The sequence below is a fragment of the Priestia sp. SRI_019 genome, assembly GCF_057586255.1.
In genome coordinates this window covers 415,711-435,841 of the sequence record NZ_JBYCZN010000003.1, presented here as the reverse complement: position 1 = coordinate 435,841, position 20,131 = coordinate 415,711, and the positions used below count along the sequence as shown (strand labels likewise).

22 protein-coding genes are annotated in these 20,131 nt (G+C 36.3%); 2 read left to right on the top strand and 20 right to left on the bottom strand.

The window, feature by feature from the left end:
* Positions 1–204: 204 nt before the first annotated feature.
* The 5 genes from AC2YJL_RS20505 to AC2YJL_RS20485 all read right to left on the bottom strand — a co-directional run bounded on the left by AC2YJL_RS20505 (position 205) and on the right by AC2YJL_RS20485 (position 4,924).
* Positions 205–1,128 carry a response regulator gene (locus tag AC2YJL_RS20505; RefSeq protein ID WP_195695165.1) on the bottom strand — a complete coding sequence of 308 codons (924 nt, stop codon included), beginning with the start codon at positions 1,126–1,128 and terminating at the stop codon, positions 205–207.
* A gap of 1 nt (position 1,129) precedes the next feature.
* Positions 1,130–2,437, bottom strand: coding sequence for a sensor histidine kinase (locus AC2YJL_RS20500; RefSeq protein WP_407819163.1), 1,308 nt, complete (start codon positions 2,435–2,437; stop codon positions 1,130–1,132).
* A gap of 486 nt (positions 2,438–2,923) precedes the next feature.
* Positions 2,924–3,178 carry a hypothetical protein gene (locus AC2YJL_RS20495; RefSeq protein ID WP_195697141.1) on the bottom strand — a complete coding sequence of 85 codons (255 nt, stop codon included), beginning with the start codon at positions 3,176–3,178 and terminating at the stop codon, positions 2,924–2,926.
* 85 nt (positions 3,179–3,263) lie between these two features.
* Positions 3,264–4,727, bottom strand: a complete 1,464-nt coding sequence (locus AC2YJL_RS20490; RefSeq protein ID WP_487374918.1) for a sodium:solute symporter family protein — start codon at positions 4,725–4,727, stop codon at positions 3,264–3,266.
* Positions 4,724–4,924 (bottom strand): DUF3311 domain-containing protein, encoded by a 201-nt coding sequence (locus tag AC2YJL_RS20485; RefSeq protein WP_013055761.1) that lies wholly within the window; start codon positions 4,922–4,924, stop codon positions 4,724–4,726. The genes AC2YJL_RS20490 and AC2YJL_RS20485 overlap by 4 nt, the downstream gene beginning before the upstream one ends.
* Before the next feature lie 201 nt (positions 4,925–5,125).
* Here AC2YJL_RS20485 and AC2YJL_RS20480 point away from each other — a divergent pair, with 201 nt between their 5' ends.
* Positions 5,126–6,088 (top strand): bile acid:sodium symporter family protein, encoded by a 963-nt coding sequence (locus AC2YJL_RS20480; RefSeq protein WP_013055760.1) that lies wholly within the window; start codon positions 5,126–5,128, stop codon positions 6,086–6,088.
* A gap of 142 nt (positions 6,089–6,230) precedes the next feature.
* Here the strand turns inward: AC2YJL_RS20480 and gdh are convergent, their stop codons facing one another.
* Both gdh and AC2YJL_RS20470 read right to left on the bottom strand, forming a co-directional pair.
* Positions 6,231–7,016, bottom strand: a complete 786-nt coding sequence (gdh, locus tag AC2YJL_RS20475; protein ID WP_025749618.1) for a glucose 1-dehydrogenase — start codon at positions 7,014–7,016, stop codon at positions 6,231–6,233.
* A 62-nt stretch (positions 7,017–7,078) separates the two neighbouring features.
* Positions 7,079–7,930 carry a GRP family sugar transporter gene (locus AC2YJL_RS20470; RefSeq protein ID WP_028412283.1) on the bottom strand — a complete coding sequence of 284 codons (852 nt, stop codon included), beginning with the start codon at positions 7,928–7,930 and terminating at the stop codon, positions 7,079–7,081.
* A gap of 289 nt (positions 7,931–8,219) precedes the next feature.
* On the opposite strand from AC2YJL_RS20470, the gene AC2YJL_RS20465 reads away from it, so the two are divergent.
* Complete coding sequence (locus AC2YJL_RS20465) at positions 8,220–8,534, top strand: winged helix-turn-helix transcriptional regulator (protein ID WP_013055757.1); 315 nt, start codon at positions 8,220–8,222, stop codon at positions 8,532–8,534.
* Between the two features lie 23 nt (positions 8,535–8,557).
* Here the strand turns inward: AC2YJL_RS20465 and AC2YJL_RS20460 are convergent, their stop codons facing one another.
* The 13 genes from AC2YJL_RS20460 to AC2YJL_RS20400 all read right to left on the bottom strand — a co-directional run bounded on the left by AC2YJL_RS20460 (position 8,558) and on the right by AC2YJL_RS20400 (position 20,114).
* Positions 8,558–10,531 (bottom strand): diguanylate cyclase domain-containing protein, encoded by a 1,974-nt coding sequence (locus tag AC2YJL_RS20460; RefSeq protein ID WP_407819164.1) that lies wholly within the window; start codon positions 10,529–10,531, stop codon positions 8,558–8,560.
* Between the two features lie 226 nt (positions 10,532–10,757).
* On the bottom strand, positions 10,758–11,531 hold the full coding sequence (locus tag AC2YJL_RS20455) for an EAL domain-containing protein (RefSeq protein ID WP_050688384.1): 774 nt from the start codon (positions 11,529–11,531) through the stop codon (positions 10,758–10,760).
* 483 nt (positions 11,532–12,014) lie between these two features.
* Entirely contained in the window at positions 12,015–12,905 is an 891-nt protein-coding gene (locus AC2YJL_RS20450) for a hypothetical protein (RefSeq protein WP_407819165.1), read from the bottom strand.
* A 132-nt stretch (positions 12,906–13,037) separates the two neighbouring features.
* Positions 13,038–13,418: a hypothetical protein gene (locus tag AC2YJL_RS20445; RefSeq protein WP_140451569.1), complete on the bottom strand. Its 381-nt coding sequence runs from the start codon at positions 13,416–13,418 to the stop codon at positions 13,038–13,040.
* Between the two features lie 45 nt (positions 13,419–13,463).
* Positions 13,464–14,132: a hypothetical protein gene (locus AC2YJL_RS20440; protein ID WP_487374917.1), complete on the bottom strand. Its 669-nt coding sequence runs from the start codon at positions 14,130–14,132 to the stop codon at positions 13,464–13,466.
* Between the two features lie 110 nt (positions 14,133–14,242).
* Positions 14,243–14,920: a hypothetical protein gene (locus tag AC2YJL_RS20435; RefSeq protein WP_407819167.1), complete on the bottom strand. Its 678-nt coding sequence runs from the start codon at positions 14,918–14,920 to the stop codon at positions 14,243–14,245.
* A 214-nt stretch (positions 14,921–15,134) separates the two neighbouring features.
* Complete coding sequence (locus AC2YJL_RS20430; protein WP_407819168.1) at positions 15,135–15,446, bottom strand: hypothetical protein; 312 nt, start codon at positions 15,444–15,446, stop codon at positions 15,135–15,137.
* A gap of 96 nt (positions 15,447–15,542) precedes the next feature.
* Positions 15,543–15,821: a hypothetical protein gene (locus tag AC2YJL_RS20425; RefSeq protein ID WP_308201939.1), complete on the bottom strand. Its 279-nt coding sequence runs from the start codon at positions 15,819–15,821 to the stop codon at positions 15,543–15,545.
* A gap of 99 nt (positions 15,822–15,920) precedes the next feature.
* Entirely contained in the window at positions 15,921–16,601 is a 681-nt protein-coding gene (locus AC2YJL_RS20420) for a hypothetical protein (RefSeq protein ID WP_407819170.1), read from the bottom strand.
* A gap of 94 nt (positions 16,602–16,695) precedes the next feature.
* Positions 16,696–17,361: a hypothetical protein gene (locus tag AC2YJL_RS20415; RefSeq protein ID WP_487374916.1), complete on the bottom strand. Its 666-nt coding sequence runs from the start codon at positions 17,359–17,361 to the stop codon at positions 16,696–16,698.
* A gap of 106 nt (positions 17,362–17,467) precedes the next feature.
* Positions 17,468–17,830, bottom strand: coding sequence for a hypothetical protein (locus AC2YJL_RS20410; protein WP_098999737.1), 363 nt, complete (start codon positions 17,828–17,830; stop codon positions 17,468–17,470).
* Entirely contained in the window at positions 17,831–19,432 is a 1,602-nt protein-coding gene (locus AC2YJL_RS20405; RefSeq protein ID WP_154991659.1) for a DUF6792 domain-containing protein, read from the bottom strand.
* Entirely contained in the window at positions 19,425–20,114 is a 690-nt protein-coding gene (locus tag AC2YJL_RS20400) for a hypothetical protein (RefSeq protein ID WP_230931925.1), read from the bottom strand. The genes AC2YJL_RS20405 and AC2YJL_RS20400 overlap by 8 nt, the downstream gene beginning before the upstream one ends.
* Positions 20,115–20,131 lie beyond the last annotated feature (17 nt).

Below are 20,131 nucleotides of genomic sequence, written 5' to 3'. Positions count from 1 at the left end.
TCCTTCTTTTTTCTAACAGCTCGAAGCTGTTTATTTGCACTTACTGTATTCAACAGATACAATTCCATTAAGAACTGTTTATTAAGTAGTTCTTTTATTCATAAGATTACATTATCATAGGCATCACAAAATCTAACAAAAACCTACTGAAACTAACAAAAAGTTTTTAGAAAATTACAAAATGAAAACGCTGTAGTTTTTTTACTACAGCGTTTGTTTGACTTCATAATAGAGCATTTGAATAAATTTTTTTACGTTTATACGACTCGGAGTGCTGCTTTTTCCCGTCCCTTTTTCTATATCTCTCATGCGCTGATGCACCATTGAAAAATCGAAAAACTTAGAAGCGTAATTTTCAAATTTAGGATTAAAGAAGTCAACCATACCAAGAGAGGTCAAATGATTTAAAGACTGATAAATAGCTCTTCTTACTCGCTGCTCGGCTGCTTTCATTTCTTTTTGCAGCACGTCTTCTGAAAAAGATGAACCAAGCTTTCTCACGGTAATTTTCTCAAAAATCTCTTTGAGAGAAGGAAAATGCTGTTCATACATCGTGCTTTTTTCCGTTTGATGCAAGTAATTGATGATTTCAATCAAATCTTTACTTCCGCTTTCTCCTAAAATCCCAAGTTCTCTTAAAACAAACCTGCAAGCTTCTGCCGGATCGCTTTCTTTTTTATCAAAAGAAGGCGTTTTTTGCTGATTTCCTACATTAAGTACGGTATTTAACGATTCTTGAATTTTCTCCATCGATTGTTGAACATGAATTCGTTCAATTACTTTTTGAATGACCATGAGCACTTCCATACGATTAAGCGGCTTCGTGATATAGTATTCAATGCCAAGCGAGTAGGCTTTTCCAATCAAATCTTTCGTTTCTACCTGTGACATCATAATAATTTTCCCTTTAAAACTATCCTTTATTTTGCGCACGGTTTCAATTCCGTCTTGAATCGGCATTAATAAATCAATAAATAAAATATCGATCTGCTGCAATAAAGAAACTTGATCATTTAACACGATCCCGTCTTCTCCTTCTCCTATAACCTCCCCCAGATCATTATCTTCAATAATTTCGGCTAACATTGAACGAAAGACTTCGTCATCATCTATGATATAAAATCGCATATTAGTCCTTATCCCCCATTAACGTAGAAATAGGTAAATCTATAGCAAATTGAACACCGGGGCTTGGAGACAGATTAACAAATTGAATATTCCCTCCCAGCTGCTCGGTCATTTGCTTAACGTAGACAAGCCCAAGACCCGTAGAAGGCGTTCCGTCCTTTGCATATTTGGATGTAAATCCCGCTTTAAAAATGAGACGTTCATGCCTTTTTTTCACTCCGGGACCGCTGTCTCTTACATACAATAAAATGCGGTCTTCTTCTCGACATACATCGATAATAATCGCGCCTTCTTCTTCAATCGCTTCGACCGCATTCGTTACTAAGTTATTAATTAATGATAAAAACAAGTACACGTGATAGCGAGGATGCTCTCCTAAAATCGAATATGAAAAATGAATATCTTTTGCTAACATCGCCGCATATTTTTCGTTGCTGCGCATGACGATTTGAAGCAGACTTTCGATTTCCATATACTCAGAAAATTCTTCTTTTGTAATGACCTTGGACAGTCCTGCTGATATCCGCTGGTTGTCTTTTTTAATATCATGTACTTCTCCTGCAATTTGTAATGCTTTTTGGCTAAAATCGTGCAGTGAAGTAAGCTCGTGGATATCCGCTTCGTGTAATTCTTCATACAAATCATACGACTTTTTCGTAATTCTTTCAGCGTCCTGCAGCGTTTTTTTCAAATGAATGGATTCCTCATATAAATTTGAAAGCACAACAAGCAGCTGATCATTTTTTTGAGAGATTTGTCGTTCTCTCAGCTGCCCTTCGTAAAGTTTGATCATGCTAAACAGGCATAAAACAAAGAAACTTCGAAAGACGCCTACAATAAAAATTTGCATGAACTCTGGAAACACAATATGATGGTGAACCATCACATACATACAAAGCAATTCCATCCCGCCTGAAACCGTTTCGATAATGATGCTCCATATGCCAATAATCCAAGGCTTTGAATGAAAATCGTTAATTTTAAACCACGAAAAAGAAATGGCATAAACGAGATAATAAATCCCCGCTGAACACCTGATCTGCAAAGAATGCAGAAAATCAAATGATTCGTAATTATACCAGTCAAGGTACATCCGAAAGCCCACTATAGCACTCGCAACTAAAATACCTGGTATTACAGGAGAAACTCTTCTTAAAAGAAGCAGTGAAAAGAAAAAAATGGGCACAGCAAAGCTAACTCTATACGTATCATGAAAAGGATAATATTTAAGCTCTCCTGCTAGCGGCACAACGACTATCATCACTAGAATGAGTAAAACATCTTTTTTTACTACCGTATCAACTTTCATCGTTCACTTCCTGCACTTTTTGAACATAAGTATATAGTTTAGCAATCTAAAAGACAATCGCTCTTCTCTATATTTTTTACATTCCTACTTTCATTTATAAATATAGCCCATATATAAACAGTTATTTATTCTCTTTCATTATTCTCTGTAGTTTTTTAGATTTTCTTGTTTTATTTTGTAATTTTTGTTGTATAGTAGAAGTACCTTTTAAAATGTGAGGCTGTATCACAACTATTCAATTATTATTACATCACCTGATAGCTACACTAAAAAGGAAAACTATTATTTTATAAGGGGAGCTTATTTTACAATGTGGATCATTACCGTTTACTCGAAAAACCAAAGTCCGACTATGTTTGAATTTGAATCAGAGGTAGAGGCAAAAAAGACGTTTCAGGAGATTAAAGGGTGTAAGATCCTATCGGAAGTTATTTACTATAACGACCGAGTTCCCGCTTTAGCGTAAATCAGTTGATGTAGGAAATTTTACAAATTATCGGTTAAAAGCCACGTAAAGAGCCAAAGGATGGAACTATTCCTTTGGCTCTTTGCTGTTTGATTAGAAAAAACGAGGCTGAGACATAATGACATGAGCTGAACCGCTTTTGACACCGCAGTTGATTTCCATGCAAGGCTTCGCTTTCCGCGGGCGGCCGCTGAGCCTCCTCGTCGCTTGCGCTCCTGTGGGGTCTCACCTGTTCCGCTTTTCCCGCAGGAGTCTTCGTCTTGCCCTCCAATCAACTTCTAGAAGGGTCTAACGTTGACCCTAATAAAAAAACGAACCACTAATCAAACGTGTTGATCAATGGTTCGTTTTTCACTTCGTCTAACATACTTTTGTCCCAGCCTCGTTTTGCTTTGTGAGCATACTGACTGCCCACATTACAATAAAGTTGACAAGCAGCGCAATAAATCCGACATTGATATCCTTCATTTGCTGAGGCAGTGACGGGAACAACGTCCCAATAGTAGATCCGCTGATTGTAATATAGGCTACTACAATAATTCCAGCAACAATCCCCCACGCTGCTCCTTGTTTCGTTACAAAGTTATTTTTCTTCAAGCTGAAAAGCAGAGATGGAAACAGCTGTGTCATTAGACTATAGCCCATTAAAATAATTGTTGACAGCGTCGTTCCTCCGTTTAACGTAAAGTAAACAGAAATAAGAGCCACAACCGGTACAAAGCTTTTCGCTAAACGAGCAATACGCGCTTCGCTTGCTTGAGGCGCAAACGGTTTGTATATGTTTTTAGCCAGCAGCGTTGACGCACTCATTAACAGCATCGATCCCGGCACAAGCGCTGTCAGCAAACCCGCTCCTCCTATAATTCCAATAAACCAAGGGTCAAAGGTTTGGATTGAGATCCGTAATAGCGCAAGATCCACGTCTCCTCCGCTTAAACCAGGAACTTTTAAAATAGCTGCAAATCCAACAAAAAATACAAAGAGCAGCATCAGCGTATAAAGAGGACTAATGATTGCATTTTTACGAAATACCTTTGCATTTTTCGCTGTATAGCTTGAACTAAACACCTGCGGCCACATATAAAAACCAAGTACTAGTAAAATAACGGTCGAAATAAACCACGAGACGCTTAATCCTTGCTCAGGAAACTTTAAAAATCCTGGCTTCGCTGTATTCACGGCTTCAAACATCGGACCGTATCCTCCGTAATAATGAAAAGGTAAATAAATGCCTAAAAATCCAATCACAGCAAGCATCATAATATCTTTAATAACGGCCGTCCATGCAGAACCGTGGATACCGGATATCATCACATACAGCGTTAAACTGATAGCTCCCATCCAAATGGCTGCCGGCATTGAAATGGCTCCGTAGGATGCTTGTGATACAATAATACCCAATCCTTTTAACTGCACAACAATAACAGGAATGACAGCAATCACTCCTACAGCAGCTACAAGCACACCAAGGTAAGGGCTTTTATATTTGCTTACAAAAAAATCAGGCTGCGAAACGAGCTTATGATCTCTTGCATACTTCCAAATAACAGGAAGAAGCCAATATGATAAGACATATGATAAGCTAATATAAATTAAGACATAAAGTGCAGGAGCTCCTTTTCCATAAGCCCATCCGCTTCCGCCTAGAAACGAAAACGTTGTATAGATTTCTCCGGCCATCAGCACAAACACTAAAATAGCCCCGAAACCGCGGCCGCCTACCGTCCACTGCTCCAAGTTCATATCCTTGCCTTTGGTTGATCGTATGCCAAGAAAAATAGCGGCCACTAAAAATAGTAAAATAATAATAAGTGCACTATTCATTCTTCTTCCCCTTCCCGATTTCTGGGATCAAGCTTGTACATAACCCCTAAAATAATGGACGTAAGCACCACCCATATCACCATCCAAAACATATTGAACGGCATACCGAGAACAAACGGAGTGACTCGATTAACAAAAGGGAGAAAACCTAATATGCCTACGAACGGAAGGACAGACAAAATATAGATAAATTTCATGACTAAACTCCTCCGACTTTCTAAAACTAACTTCTTTATATTACCACATATTCCGTGTATTCAATGAAGGAATGCTTGCATTTAAACTGAAATAATCTCCAAAAGATAAAATATTCTGTACTATTTTACAAAAATACTGTTTTCATTTTTCTGAATAAATAGTATAATTTCTTCTTATAGTTCGCAGGAGGTATCGTACAGATGAAAACAATAGAGAAAATCAGTACATTTGCAGGAAAAACATTTACGCTTTGGGTTATTTTAATTTCCGTTATTGCCTACTCATTTCCAGAGCATTTTGTATGGATTGGAAAGTACATCGTTCCGCTCTTAGGAATTGTCATGTTTGGAATGGGATTAACGCTGTCAGCGTCTGATTTCAGTGAAGTGTTTCGAAGACCGAAAGAAGTAGCACTAGGCGTGGTGGGACATTTTATCATTATGCCGCTTCTCGCATTCGGTTTGGCGATTGGCTTGGATTTACCAAAAGAAATAGCAGTGGGCGTTATTTTAGTAGGCTGCTGTCCAAGCGGCACATCATCAAACGTAATGGTCTTTTTGGCTCGAGGAAACGTTGCGCTCGCAGTTGCTATCGCTTCTGTTTCAACCATTTTAGCACCGATTGTTACACCGCTTCTTATTTTATTATTTGCAAGCAAGTGGGTCGATATTGATATCATGTCTCTTATTATTTCCATTATACAAGTTGTCATCATTCCGCTTGCTCTTGGATTTACGATCAAAAAGTTTTTTGGAAAAGCTGCAGAAGCAAGTTCCAAAGCTCTACCCCTTGTTTCAGTAGTCGCGATTGTCTTGATCGTATCTGCCGTTGTGGCAGGAAGCCAAGCTCAGCTTGCTAAAACAGGCGGTATCATTTTTGCCGTAGTCGTGCTTCACAACATTCTTGGTTTCACAATCGGCTTCTTCTTTGCCCGCTTATGCGGAATGGATCTAGCCAAACAAAAAGCAGTGGCAATGGAAGTTGGCATGCAAAACTCAGGGCTCGGCGTCACTATCGCTTCCACTCACTTTTCGCCGCTAGCCGCTGTCCCAAGCGCCATCTTCAGCGTCTGGCACAACATCTCAGGCTCAGTTCTTGCCTTTATCTTCAGCAAACTAAAAGACAAAAACCAGCCCTCTTCTAACAAAAAAATGGCTGGCTGATACAATAAACTTATAAGGGAAGCACAAAAAGCTCCCTTGGCGAATGCCACCAACCGAAAGGGGGGTGGCATTCGCTTAGGTATAGAAAAAAGAGACATGGCGCTTTTGCCATGTCTCTTTTTTCTGCATCGATTAAAAACTATTAGCCTCTTCCTGCTTGGAAAGAAGGGTATTTCGTCATACCGCCATCAGCAAATAATGTAATACCTGTTACATAGCTTGCTTGTGATGATGCTAAGAATGCTGCAACTGCTGCTACTTCTTCTGGTTTACCGATGTAACCCATTGGAATCATGCTTTCTACGTCTGCACGTTGTTCTGGATCTGCAAATTTCTCTGCGTTAATTGGTGTGTTCATCGCACCTGGTCCAATGTTATTTACGCGGATACCTTTTGGCGCATATTCAAGAGCCAATGTTTCCGTCATTAGTTTCATACCGCCTTTACTTGCTGCGTAGTGAACAAATAATGGCCAAGGAATCATTTCGTGAACGCTAGACATGTTAATAACGTTTCCTTTAATGTCGTTTTCAACGAAATATTTAATTGCTTCACGGCTTCCTAAGAATGCACCTGTTAAGTTTGTATCAATAACTTTGTTCCAGTTGTCTAAAGATAGCTCATGAGAAGGAACTGGGTTTTCAACACCAGCATTATTAATCATTACGTCTAATGTACCGAATTCTTTAATAGCTGTTTGAACAAGATTTACAACGTCTTCTTCTTTTGTTACGTCGCCTTGAACGATGATTGCTTGTCCGCCTGCTTCTTCTACTTCTTTTTTCGCATCTAAAGCTTCTTCTTCATTGTTATAATAGTTAATAACAACTTTTGCTTCTTCTTGACCGAAACGAACAGCCATTGCACGTCCTAAACCTGTTGATCCACCTGTAATTACAACTACTTTATCTTTTAAATCTGTATACATAATAAAATCCTCCTAGTGTTTTCATTTATTCATACATACTATCATTAACTTTTACGTAAACGTTAACTTTTAGCCATTCCGAGGAATACGCCACCTAAAATGATGAGCACAATACCAATCGTAATTGAAATAAGCTGACGCTTTGTTTTCTTTTCTCCAAGTAAGAAGATACCGCCAAGCGTTGAAATAACGATTCCCATTTGTGATAATGAGAAGCTTGTTGCAACCCCTACTTTAGGTTGAGAAATAAATAAGAACATGTTACCAGCTGCCCAAATCAGGCCTGGAATAATGTTGCGAATTGCGTATTTATTAAACGGTTTGTGTTTATAAGTAAGTATAAGTCCACCAATTAACATACCAATTGCTTGTGGGAATAGTGCCGACCAGCCGTCTACATTAAATAAACGCGCGACAACTACATACACTAAGTATCCAATTGTTGAAACAATAAGGGTAATAATCCCTTTTTTGAATTGTCCAGATTGCTCTGGGTTTTTTTCGCTTTCTAGTGATGTTAGCACGATACCAATAACAATGAAAATAAGAGCTAACACGCCTAAAATAACGGTTGTTGTTGTTGACCACTCGTGAAATACGATAACACCGAACAGTGATGTTGTCACAAGCTGCATACCAGTTGAAATTGGCATGGTTTTTGAAACACCAATATAATCAATCGTTTTCAACTGATTACTTTGCCCAACTGCCCAAAATAATCCTGAAACGATTCCGACAATAAAAATAAGCGGCGTCAACACTGGATGAACTACGAAATAAATAACGGCTGAAAAGATCAGCGCACCAATTGTAGTTCCAAGCGTTTGACTGTAAGGACCTCCGCCCAATTTAACGTTGAACAGGACAATACTTCCCCAGAAAATCGCAGGAAGAATAGCCAAAAGGATATCCATTTGATACTAACCTTCTTTCTCAAACTCTTGATGTAATTGTAAATTTAAAGTACCTTTTATTTAACTAGGTAACTTTATGTAACCAATCTTAGACCTTTTTTCTTGATACGTCAATAATAATATGTCGATTCTGTGACTTTTTTTAAAAACTTTACAATACAGCGTTTTCAAGCTACTGAAAGTTTTGAAAATAAAAAAAGATAGCCTTTTCATTATCCAAATGCTAGTATATAATAACATTATAAGGGTTACTTTTAATATCCTATATACAATAAAGTAGGTGGCATGAATGAATGAATTTGATGAGTTATGTCCAAAAGTGTGGAAAACGTTTGATATAATAGGAAAAAGATGGAACGGACTAATTATTTATGTCCTGATGAGCGGTCCTAAACGCTTTAGTGAAATTCACAGCAGCATTCCCTCTTTAAGTAAACGAATGTTAACCGAACGAATGAAAGAGTTAGAAGAAGAAGGAATTGTAATCCGGCACGTTATTCCTGAACGTCCGGTTCGTATTGAATATATCTTAACTAAAAAAGGATCAGAGCTTGGTATGATCTTGGGACCCGTCAGCAAGTGGGCAAAAACATGGATAAAATAAAAAAGCCTCCAGTGAGGCTTTTTTTATGTTTGGTAGAGGATATAATTATTTTTCCCTTCTCTTTTCCCTTTGTATAACGCATCATCTGCATTTTTTAATAATAAAGCAGCCGATTCCCCGTCCTCTGGATAAATAGAAACTCCGATGGTAGTTGTTGTGCGCAAACAATAGCCCCGTACGTTCCAGCTTTGCTGAAGAGATACGTGAATTCGCCTAGCAATTTGTTCAATTTCCCGTCCATTTGTTACATTTAAAATAATGATAAACTCATCTCCGCCCAAACGATAAATGCGATCGCCTTTCCGTACACAGCTTTTTAATCTCTTCGTGTATGCTTTTAGAAATTCGTCGCCTATATGATGGCCATATTCATCGTTAATCTGCTTAAAATTATCACAGTCAAGAAACAAAAGCGCAAAAAACTCATCGCTTTTTTGCTGCCCTTTTTCAATCACTTTGTTTAACTCTTTTAATAACATCGCCCGGTTGGGAAGACCTGTTAAACTATCGTGAGTGGCTTCAAAATGAAGTTTATTTTCTAGCGCTTTTTGTTCTGTAATATCATTATGAATCGAGACATAATAAGTAATATTTCCGTCTATATCTTTTAACGGCACAATTGTGTTCGATACCCAGTATGACTGATGATGCTTCGTCCACATTTCAAGCTCCCCTCGCCATACTTTTCCGCTTTTTATTGTCTCACGCAGCTCAGAAAGGTCATGACGAAGCCCTGCATCTCGATAATACTTCCCCAATAAATCTTCTTTTTGATAATCTGAATAACGTATATACATATCGTTTATATAAGTGATAGTTCCATTTGCATCTAGAATCATAACGCTAGCTGATTCATCAAGCGCATATTTTATATTTTCAAGTTCTTTCAGCGTATAAGCCAGCTGTTCTTCTGCTTCTTTTTGAGGCGTAATATCGTGTAAAATTGCGTAAGCACCAACCGTTTGATTATTGACCTTGACAGGAATGGTTGTAATGTACACATGTTGTATAGAACGTTGGCTTCTGCGGAATGTTAGTTCTGTACTATAGCTAATTTCTTCATATACATTCCAAGACTTGTAATTACAGACTCCCAGCCTTTTAGCAATATCTCGGTAATTTCGGTGCAGCACATCGCTTGCAGAAAGCTGCAGCGTTTCTAAGAATGCGCTGTTAATATTTAAAATCGTACCGTCCATATCCAGCATACAAACTGCGTGGTGGTGGTTGGTAAACAGCGACTTGTACCACTGTTTACTTTCAATAAGCTCCAGTTCTAACTTTTTAATCGGTGTAATATCTCGGTAAATCACCGAATAGGCGACCAGTTGATTTTGATCATCATAAATCGGTGAACAGCTGACAGATACACACACGCTTTCGCCGCTTTTGGTGTACCTGACTGTTTCATAAGGAGGGAGCGTCTTGCCATTTTTTAATTCTTCGATTAATTTAAGGTTTTCTTTTCCCTCTTCTTTTGATACGATGTCCATCTCTTGACGGCTTTTTCCTATAACTTCTTCTTTTCTCCACTGAAATAGCTTTTCAAATGCTCCATTGACTGTTAAGACCTTCTCATCACAATCAGCAATTAGAATGGCATCTACCGTGTTTTCTAGAAACGCATCGAGTAAACGCGTACTCTCTTCCTGCGTTTTTTTATAATGAATTTCTTGAGCCATGACAAGGACATGTGAAGGGGCTGTCGCTTGATTAAAAAGAGGGGTAAATGTTACTTCATATGCATGCCTGTCGGGCTGAAAAAGCTGTATGTATTGATATTGAATCGGTTCTTTCGTGGCAATAGCTTTTTCACAAAGTGTGTAAAAAAGCAGATTTTCTTCTTTATTGATTATCTCTTTTTCCATTTTGTCAAAGAATTGCTGAGCTGCTTTGTTACATTCTTTATAATACAGCTGATGTTTTTCTTGCTGAATTAAAATAACAGGCTGCGGCATATTCATAAAATAAAATTGAAATACCCCTTCACTATACATACTAAATATCCTCCATCTGCCTTTGGAATTTCACTAAACGTCTTGTTTTGATATGCAATTCACTCATTCTACCAAGCCAACACATCTTCTTTATCCCTTAAAATATTTTAACAATCCCACAAAATCACATAATTTTATAAAAATTCAAGACATCTGCGTTGCATGTAAGTCTAATTTTACCCGTTCTCATATTACGTTAAATTATCTATTTAGTGAATTGTATGGTTTAAGAGTTCAGCAGCCTTTCTCGTCTGAATAAACTGCGGTACTTATTATAAGTTAAGTAGGAAGAGATCGACTGCGGCGTGCCTAGTAAATAGCCCTGAGCAGCATGTAGGTTTAACGAAATCGCTGCGGCTAAATCTTTATCTCGTTCAACGCCTTCTAAAATAAGATTCGTATGCGGATAATAGTTAACAAGCAAATCAATCAGATCTTTCTTTTGCTTGCAGTCGGCTAGCCCTTCCGCATAGCTTCGGTCCAGCTTCATATAGTGAGGCTCATACATGCTCACTTGTCTCATCGCTGCGGCTCCTGCTCCAAAATCATCAATCGCAATTTTGAATCCTGCCTCTTTCAAACTCACTACGCGGGCAAAAAGAGCAGGCGATTCCCATAATATCTTTTCATGAAGCGTTTCATTTAACTCCCATACAACGCGATGCTTCGCATTTTTATAGGTGTTCAACAGATACGTTAAAAACAGTTGAAAATGCGGATGGAGAAGAGTAGATGGAAACACATTGATAAATACATCCTCTGATTTCAACACATCAAACGGAAAGTGCTTGATCGCTCCTTCAATTGCCATCGTATCAAGCTTGTACAAATAATTATGGCGTCTTGCCAGTGAAAACAACTCTTCAATCTGCCCTTTTGCGAAAGCCGTGCGCAGCAAAGCCTCAAAACCCAGCGTCTCCCACGAATTCAACGCATAAATAGGCTGATATACAAACTGAAAGTCTTCATACGTCAGTTCCTTTAACACATGAGCATCCATTCTTTCGTTTAATCACCTTTCGTTTTCAATATACTATTTCTTCCATAACCTAAACTTATAAAAATATATCCTAAAAAAAGATAATTGTCCATTAAAAGTAAGATATTCCATTAGGCGATTTAGATGTTTTGAGACTTGCTGGAGGCTTATGATAGCAACAAAGAAGTGTTTTAGAGGCTTTTATGCTTTTGATAGATAGGCTGTAAAGGATGTTTCAAAAAAGAGATTAAGACATAAGTAACTCACCCCCCATCTAAAGATGAGTAAATTAGATAAATGGACTAGTGTAGATTGCTTGTAACACCGCGGTTGATTTCCGTGCATGGCTTCGCTTTCCGCGGGCGACCGCTAGAAGCACCTAATATGTGAAATTTACGTTTACCATAACAACAAAAAAATTCGAACGATTAATTAATCGTTCGAACATCTCTTCGACTAAAATACTTTTGTCCCAGCCTCTTTAAAACAAGCGGGATTTACATGTCAATCTTTATACACTCGAGGCCTGAAGCAAGCCATGAATGAAACAATAAGGGCCCCGACCTCAAAAATAAATATGTAAACAGCTATTTGATTTGTGTTAGGTTCCCATTGTTGCTTAGAAACTAATAGCATCATATACGTTAATACAAGAAATAAGTTTGCTTGTATTAAGCTTTTCAAGCCGCGATATACTGAGAATTTTTTTAATAACGACGTTCGCTTTACTTTATTAGGAGAATACGAGGATACTTCCTTTTTAAGCAGTTCAACTTTTGCATTTTCAATCAAACTTAAAAAATCATCCAATTTAGCACTTACAAAATGGACTTCTTTACTTTCCTCTTGAACATCTGGAAGCCAGCAATAACGGTTCCCAGGAATAAAAGAAAGGACAGTTTGGACGTGCTGATCGTTTTGGAACATAACGTGGACAATTTCTTGACCATTATCCTTAAAGTCTTGTAAAAACTTTTTCATTTGTATCTCTACTGAATCATCCTCAATCATTTTATTTAAAGCTTTTGATGACATATGATGAAGAGAATCATATGTACTATCAGATAAACTAACTTTAGTTTTGAAAACACAATTCTCTCCCTGATTTAACTTATAAAAATTTGTAACCTCTTCTTCAAAACCTAGAAGAGAATGAGTAAACGAAAAAATATGTTTTTTCTGGAATTGTTGCTCTATGATTATATGATTATTATTTATCCAATAGAAATTCAGACTCTTACCTTTGTGCACAAACTTAATTTTCTTAGGTGCCTCTACTATGTGTTGAATGAGGCTGACCATTGTTTCATTTATTCCTACATCAGTTTCGTCATCCCATAAGTTAAATTTTTGCATAATAAAGTCCGGCCCATATAATATCTGGTCAAGCTCCATTTTTTTGATTTCTTGTTGTTTTCCTACACTTTGCGCTTCTTTTTCATATCCGCATAAGGTTAAGGCTGCGATTAGTTGATTCGTGCTTAAAGTAATAGGGCTCTGTGTCATTTTTTAAACTACCTTCCTTTATCAAATGTTATAAATCATCCCCGTTGTAAAGCCTAATATCCAAAAGCAAATGACAAAAATTAAGGCTAATAAACGATTCACAATAAATGGAGCTCTGTTAATCCTTTTTTGCACGTAATAGTTAGGTGTAAATACAGCCATAACTAAATATTTAGCGCAATAACCTCTTATCGTTGGCTTATAATCATAGACAAATTGCTCATATTGATAAATAGACGCTCGTTGGAAAATTAACGATAATAGCCCATATAAAGCATTACAAAAAAACATGGCAAATAAATAGGCTGACAAGAAAGGGAAACCTCTTCCGTTTCCCCAAAAAAACATTGTACCTACAGCTAATATACTGACAGCTAAAGCAAATCCTATAACTTTCTTCATTTAATGCGCTACCTCTTCTTCTCTATAAATTCACTACTATTTCTCCTAGCTAAAATGTATATTTTCTAGCATTTTCAAAAACCATTCTTGTTTTTTGTCTTCATCACTGCTTTTATATTTATCGCTGCTATCGAAGGAAATCTGTACTATTTTATTAGAACGTTTATCTGCTACATATGCCAAGTATGTATTAGGAATATGTTTCTTTTTATCTACTATTACACGCTTTTCTGTTCCTTTGAAATAAATATAAGCTGATTGGTAGTAAATCCTCGTCTGTGAATTTTCAATCTTATTAGGAACACTTAATCCAAATCTTCTCTTAAATAAAGCCTCCACGTGAATACTCTCATCTGCAGGATTACTGGTCAAAAACTCAGTTTTTATGTAATTTACTTGTGTTTTACCTTCAATTTCTTCATTGTAAACAGCCCACCAGCTCTCGTAAGAATCATTATTTACAGCATAATCCTCTCTATTTTTATGTAAAACTTGATACTCTTCCGGAAACCACATCGTATACTGACCTGTCTTCGACTTAAACTCATAAAACCCGCTGTCCACTTTTTTATCTTTGTTCAAGAACTTGCGCGTAAAGTGGTCATCAAACGCTGGAACGTTGGGGTAGCGGCTTTCGTTTATTAGCCATACGGCTCCTATTAAAATTGATGCTCCTGTAATAACTATCATGATAACTTTCGAACGTTTTTCCATCGGCGTCCCCTCTACTTTATCGTTTGGAACAAACTTTAATCTTTATATATTGAATAGTCTTTAGCATTTTGATTTGCTGCGCTTATGCTAAAAAAAGCTTTTGCTTATAATTAATTCTCCTTAACAAATTTAATATTTTGCAACATTTTTAAAAACCATTTCTTTCTATCCATTTGATTTGTTTCTGTATTTTCTCCTACACTATCGTATATTAATTTGATTACCTTATCAGAGCTTTTATCTGCTACATATGCTACATAAAGGTTGGGTGGATTTTCTTTACTGTCATGTACTATATGTTGGTTAGTACCATGAAAATATGTATAGGCTGAATCATAATAAATTCTTGTATTAGAGGTTTCTAACTGTTTAGGTTTTTTACTGTCTAATTGTTCTTCAAATAAACTCTCTACATAAATTAATTCTGATTTTGTGTCGTTCTCGGAAAATTCAGCCTTGATAGCGTACGTTTGTTGATCATTTTCATAGGATTTAATATAAGCGGCTGACCAATTTTCATATGATTCGCCATTTCTAGTGTAATCTTCGCGATATTTATGTAAAACTTGATACTTCTCCGGAAACCACATCGTATACTGATCTGTCTTAGACTTAAACTCATAAAACCCATTATCTGCTTTTTTATCTTTGTTCAAGAACTTGCGCGTGAAGTGATCATCAAACGCTGGCACGTTTGGGTAGCGGCTTTCGTTTATTAGCCATATTCCGCCTATTAAAATTGATGCTCCTGCAATAACTGCAACAATGGTCTTGGTACGTTTTTTCACCGTTACACACTCCTTTCATTGCTTGAAATAAACCATATTTATGTAAGTTGAATAGTTTTATTTAAATTTGTTGTTATGTATGCTGCATACTACTTACTCATCTCAATGTCTGAGCAATAGCAGTACCTTTTATATTCATTCACTTTCATCCATATAATCCACTGTACTCAAGCAGCCTTATTTTATTTCTTATATCGTTACTTAATAAAGATTTTCACTCACGACTTTTATCCTCGCTAAAATTAATACTTTTTAATATTGTCAAAAACCATAACTTCCTTTTTTCTTGGCTAGTTTCTGTACCTTCACCTATACTGTCGTATGAGAATTCTATAACCTTATTAGAGTTTTTATCTGCTACATAAGCTGTATAAGTGTTAGGTAAATGGACTTCACTGTTATGGACTACATGCCTTTCAGTTCCCTCAAAGTATGCATAAGCGTAGTTATAATATATGCGAGTACGTGAAGTTTCTATTTCTTTAGAATTACTATCGTTTAATTGCTCTTCAAATAATTTCTTCACATAAATAGGTTCAGATTTCCTATCATTCTTTGAAAATTCAGCTTTAATATAGTAGATTGATTTATTTTTTCCAGTGATCTTCCTATATGAAGCAGACTAATTTTCACATAATTTCCCATTTGCAGAGTAATACTCTGAAGCATCATGCAGCATTTGATACTCCTCTGGAAACCAAATTGTATACTGCCCTGTCTTAGACTTAAACTCATAAAACCCGCTGGCCACTTTTTTATCTTTGTTCAAGAACTTACGCGTAAAATGGTCATCAAAAGCTGGGGCGTTGGGGTAGCGACTTTCGTTTATTAGCCATACGCTTCCTATCAAAATAGCTGTTCCTGCAATAACTGCAGTAATGAGTTTTATACGCTTTTTCATCGTTATACCCTCCCTTCATTCTTTTGAAATAAACGGGACTTATTATGAATTGGATAGTATATATTTTTTTGATTCGCTCTTATTCCACAAAAAAAGATTTTAATTTCTAGTATCTTTAAAATCATCAAATTGAACACTTTTTAAGATTTTCATAATCCTCTTATCTTGCTCTCTTCCTTGCCTCTCATTTAATTCTGCTTTTACGTTATCAAAATAAAATTTAATAACTGAATTAGAATGTTTATCTGCTATATAGGTTACATATTCATTAGGTACATAGCCCTCTTTTTCTTTAGTTACTTGCCTATGGGTACCTTTAAAATAAGTATAGGCCTTATCATAATAAATACTCACATTTCTGGTTTCTATTTTATAAGGTTTATTTGAATTAAATTGCTCTTGAAACAGTCTTTCAACGTAAATAGATTCATTTTTTTTTATTTTGTTTGAAAATTCAACTGTCATATATTCTAATTCATTGCTATTAGATACAGCTCTATAACGTTCATATACCTTTCCTTCTTTAACATACTGTTGTTCATTTTCATGCAACAGCTGATACTCCTCGGGAAACCACATCGTATACTGCCCTGTCTTTGACTCAAACTCATAAAACCCGTCGTCTACTTTTTTATCTTTATTCAAGAACTTACGCGTAAAATGGTCATCAAAAGCTGGGGCATTGGGGTAACGTTCTTCATTTATCAGCCATATTCCACCTATTAGAATAGATGACCCTACGATTGCTGCAACAATAGTCTTTTTACGTTTTTTCATCATTCCACACATCCTTTATTGCCCTTGCTCGTACAAACTTTAAAGTTAAGAAATTTTCTTAAGCTATTGTTTAAAACAGAGTGAGTAGACGTTGTTTTTATTCTGTTTTAAAGGTAATATTCTTTAATATCTTTATAATCCATTCCTCACGTTCTTCTGCTGATTTTTCAGAAAGGTGTTCTGTACTATCAAAATAAAATTCGATTACCCGCTCAGAGTTTTTATCCGCAATATAGCCTGCATATGTACTTGGCGTACGTTTATTAAAATCCGTAATTACTCTTTTATCTGTGCCTTTAAAATAGATATACGCGCTATCGTAATAAATTCTTGTTGTATCTGTCTGTAATTTTTGAGGATCATTAATATAAAAACGGTTTTTAAATAAGCCCTCTACATATATCTTTTCTTTATTAGTTTTTTTTTCAGACAGCTCAATATCAATATATCCTTTATATCCATCGCGGCTATTGTTAGCAGCTTTCAAGAATTCATAATATGTATCGTCTTTAACATAATCCGAAGCATCCTTATGTATAATTTGATATCCTTCTGGAAACCACATCGTATACTGACCTGTCTTCGACTTAAACTCATAAAACCCGCTGGCCACTTTTTTATCTTTGTTCAAGAACTTGCGCGTGAAATGATCATCAAAAGCTGGAACGTTGGGATAGCGACTTTCGTTTATGCCCCATATTCCACCTATTAAAATAGCTGCCCCTACAATGATTGCGGGAAGGGTCTTCGTACGTTTTTTCATTGTCATACACCCCCTTTATTATTCTTTTGAAATAAACGGGACTTAATGTAATTTGTTCAACATATAAAAATCCCTCAGACCACTGTCTGAGGAATAGCAGTATCCCTTATGTTAATTCACTTTCATCCATTGATTCTTTATATCGAAGTTCGTACTCTCTCTTATGCATATCTTTAACAGAATGCATAAAACTCATAATATGCTGAAATGCTCCAGTATCATACTGCTGAGCCCTTAGCGTATATCCCCGCTCAGCTGCTTCTAATTTACTTTTAACCGCATCCGCAAACTCACCCGTTTGGTTTTCTAAATAGCTTTTAGCATGCCAAAGCTTTTCATTTACTTCTTGATCCTTTTTGATTAACTCTTTAATCCTTTTTGCCTGCTCGTCTTTGAAGTCATCACTATCAAATTCAAACGTGTATTTACCGCTCGTTGTTCCTGTGTGTGTAAAATCAAAATCAAACAATTAAATCCCCCCTACTACTTCTTTCATGCTTTTAATATCTGAAGCTACCGATTCGTCAGCTTCCATCATCTTCTCGAAATTTTGGAAGAACGCTTCAAGAAACTTTTGATAGTATGTAACTTCCTCTTGAATAGAAGAAATAATCTCTTCAACAGGAGTAAATACACTATCGTCTAGCGGGTCAAACGTTTTGTCAAACGTCACTTTTTCAGCCACACGCTTTTGTCCAAACCATGCGAGGGTAGCGCCGTCTTTATCTGCCTTTTCCATAAATGACTGGGGAGAAGCTTCTTCTCTGGATATTTTCATTTTTAACTTTTTCTTCTTAGCTTCGAAGACTTCGTTAATTTCACTATGTAAATACTGCTTTAGTGCATTTAAGTTTGCTTCTTTGTCTTTGATGGCATTAGCACAGTAATAAACAAACTTCTTCATTTGTTCATAATCTAGCAAGATTTCTTCCTGAGATCCTGAATCAAAAACCTGATAATACGTCTTCATAGCATTAGCTTCTGTGTATTTGACAACGTAATTAATTCCGTGGAGTTTTGCTTGATTTCTTTGAGATATTCCTTTAATCCCTTGTACTAAAACTCCAGGACTTTTTATCGCCTGTTTCGTCAAGAAAAATGCACCTTCTGTTCCTAGCACAATCCCAGGAAGATGCTTAAGCGGCTTTTCCTTAACATCATCAACATATGATGGAATATTGAGAAGAACACTGTCGTCTACATGGGCGTTTGCCAAAGATAATCCTCCAATTATATTGGATACTCCAGAGTTATATCTGACTTCGTCAAGTTTTAAAAACAAGTTCCATTTGGCTAACCTTTTCAGAGGGTATTCTCCAATATTAATCATTTCTTCTGTATTCATATTTCCAAGCATGGTTACTTTATTACCTGCATACCAACTGCCAGGGAAAGATTGCGCATGCATAGGTTCACCTTTTACCCAGGTATGACTGATGGTAGCTTTCTGCTTTTTATAATAGGAGTTGGCTAAAACTACTAATTTTTTTGAAGACACTCCATTTCTTTTACCAGTTTGTTGTTCTACATAATTTGCAAACTTCCTATCTAACCTTTGCAACTGCTTGACATTAACTGGAGCATCATTTAAGCCTCTTATGTTTACAAAATTCTTAGTTATAAGTCCAAGGGTCACTATCAGATGTCCCCCTAAAGAATGACCATCCCCATACCTTTTTATTTTTGAATTTGAGCTTTTAATTTTTTTCTCAACTTCCTCATACATAACTTTTGCATCTTGAACTTGATTATTTCTCTCTCCGCTTCCAATTCCTAATGCGTCATACACGACATCTCCAAAATCTTTAGAGGGTTCCGTTCCTCTAAAGATATAATATACTTCGTTAATGTGATTTTTTTTGTCATAAAAGTGGACAGCGGCACCATCGAACCCTGAATTTTCTCCAATACCCATTTCTTTACTACTATAAATCTCAAAATTTGGAGGTTCTTTCCCTGTAGTTTCCTTGTATATTTCCTTAATTTCTTTTTCCTTACCGGCTAACCCCGTGTACTCAAGTTGAGTAATCTTATTTCTTAAATTATTGTCCAACACGGGTTTTTTACTCATTTTCATTGCCCTCACGGAATCTGATATTTTTTAATATTGTTAGCAACCATTTTTTTTCTGTTACTTTATTATTTTTTTGGCCCCCTTTACTTTTATCAAACCATAATTCGATTGCATTATTGGATTTTTTATCAACTATATATGCTATATATGTGTTTGGAGCATGTTCTTTGCTGTTATGCTTTACTACTTCTTGTGTTCCTTTAAAGTATGTATAAGCTGCATCATAGTAGATCCTGGTACTAGCAGTTTCAAAATTATTAGGTTTATTGGTATTTAGCTGTTCTTTAAACATATTTTCTACAGTAAATGATTCATTTTCAGCCTTTCTTGCATTTGAAAATGTTACTTCGATATAATCTCCCCCAGTATCTCCAGCTTTGTCATTAACATCTTTCGCTATCCACCTTTCATAAGAATTATCATTTATTACATAATCTTCCTCGTTCTCCTTTATAAGCTGATACTCCTCCGGAAACCACATCGTATACTGCCCTGTCTTCGACTTAAACTCATAAAACCCGTCATCCGCTTTTTTATCTTTGTTTAAGAATTCACGCGTAAAGTGATCATCAAAAGCAGGGACGTTTGGGTATCGGCTTTCGTTTATCATCCATATTCCTCCTATTAAAATAGCAGCTCCTGCAATGACTGCAATAATGGTCTTCGTACGTTTTTTCATTGTCGCACACCCTTTTA

What these genes read in the sequence shown, in the direction of transcription:
- AC2YJL_RS20445 (WP_140451569.1), bottom strand. Translation starts at nt 13,418, where the DNA reads ATGAAGAAAGTTATAGGATTTGCTTTAGCTGTCAGTATATTAGCTGTA.
- AC2YJL_RS20480 (WP_013055760.1), top strand. Translation starts at nt 5,126, where the DNA reads ATGAAAACAATAGAGAAAATCAGTACATTTGCAGGAAAAACATTTACG.
- AC2YJL_RS20505 (WP_195695165.1), bottom strand. Translation starts at nt 1,128, where the DNA reads ATGCGATTTTATATCATAGATGATGACGAAGTCTTTCGTTCAATGTTA.
- AC2YJL_RS20470 (WP_028412283.1), bottom strand. Translation starts at nt 7,930, where the DNA reads ATGGATATCCTTTTGGCTATTCTTCCTGCGATTTTCTGGGGAAGTATT.
- AC2YJL_RS20420 (WP_407819170.1), bottom strand. Translation starts at nt 16,601, where the DNA reads ATGATGAAAAAACGTAAAAAGACTATTGTTGCAGCAATCGTAGGGTCA.
- AC2YJL_RS20440 (WP_487374917.1), bottom strand. Translation starts at nt 14,132, where the DNA reads ATGGAAAAACGTTCGAAAGTTATCATGATAGTTATTACAGGAGCATCA.
- AC2YJL_RS20460 (WP_407819164.1), bottom strand. Translation starts at nt 10,531, where the DNA reads ATGTATAGTGAAGGGGTATTTCAATTTTATTTTATGAATATGCCGCAG.
- AC2YJL_RS20450 (WP_407819165.1), bottom strand. Translation starts at nt 12,905, where the DNA reads ATGGAGCTTGACCAGATATTATATGGGCCGGACTTTATTATGCAAAAA.
- AC2YJL_RS20415 (WP_487374916.1), bottom strand. Translation starts at nt 17,361, where the DNA reads ATGAAAAAACGTACGAAGACCCTTCCCGCAATCATTGTAGGGGCAGCT.
- AC2YJL_RS20405 (WP_154991659.1), bottom strand. Translation starts at nt 19,432, where the DNA reads ATGAGTAAAAAACCCGTGTTGGACAATAATTTAAGAAATAAGATTACT.
- AC2YJL_RS20465 (WP_013055757.1), top strand. Translation starts at nt 8,220, where the DNA reads ATGAATGAATTTGATGAGTTATGTCCAAAAGTGTGGAAAACGTTTGAT.
- AC2YJL_RS20485 (WP_013055761.1), bottom strand. Translation starts at nt 4,924, where the DNA reads ATGAAATTTATCTATATTTTGTCTGTCCTTCCGTTCGTAGGCATATTA.
- AC2YJL_RS20455 (WP_050688384.1), bottom strand. Translation starts at nt 11,531, where the DNA reads ATGGATGCTCATGTGTTAAAGGAACTGACGTATGAAGACTTTCAGTTT.
- AC2YJL_RS20500 (WP_407819163.1), bottom strand. Translation starts at nt 2,437, where the DNA reads ATGAAAGTTGATACGGTAGTAAAAAAAGATGTTTTACTCATTCTAGTG.
- AC2YJL_RS20490 (WP_487374918.1), bottom strand. Translation starts at nt 4,727, where the DNA reads ATGAATAGTGCACTTATTATTATTTTACTATTTTTAGTGGCCGCTATT.
- gdh (WP_025749618.1), bottom strand. Translation starts at nt 7,016, where the DNA reads ATGTATACAGATTTAAAAGATAAAGTAGTTGTAATTACAGGTGGATCA.
- AC2YJL_RS20425 (WP_308201939.1), bottom strand. Translation starts at nt 15,821, where the DNA reads ATGAAAAAGCGTATAAAACTCATTACTGCAGTTATTGCAGGAACAGCT.
- AC2YJL_RS20400 (WP_230931925.1), bottom strand. Translation starts at nt 20,114, where the DNA reads ATGAAAAAACGTACGAAGACCATTATTGCAGTCATTGCAGGAGCTGCT.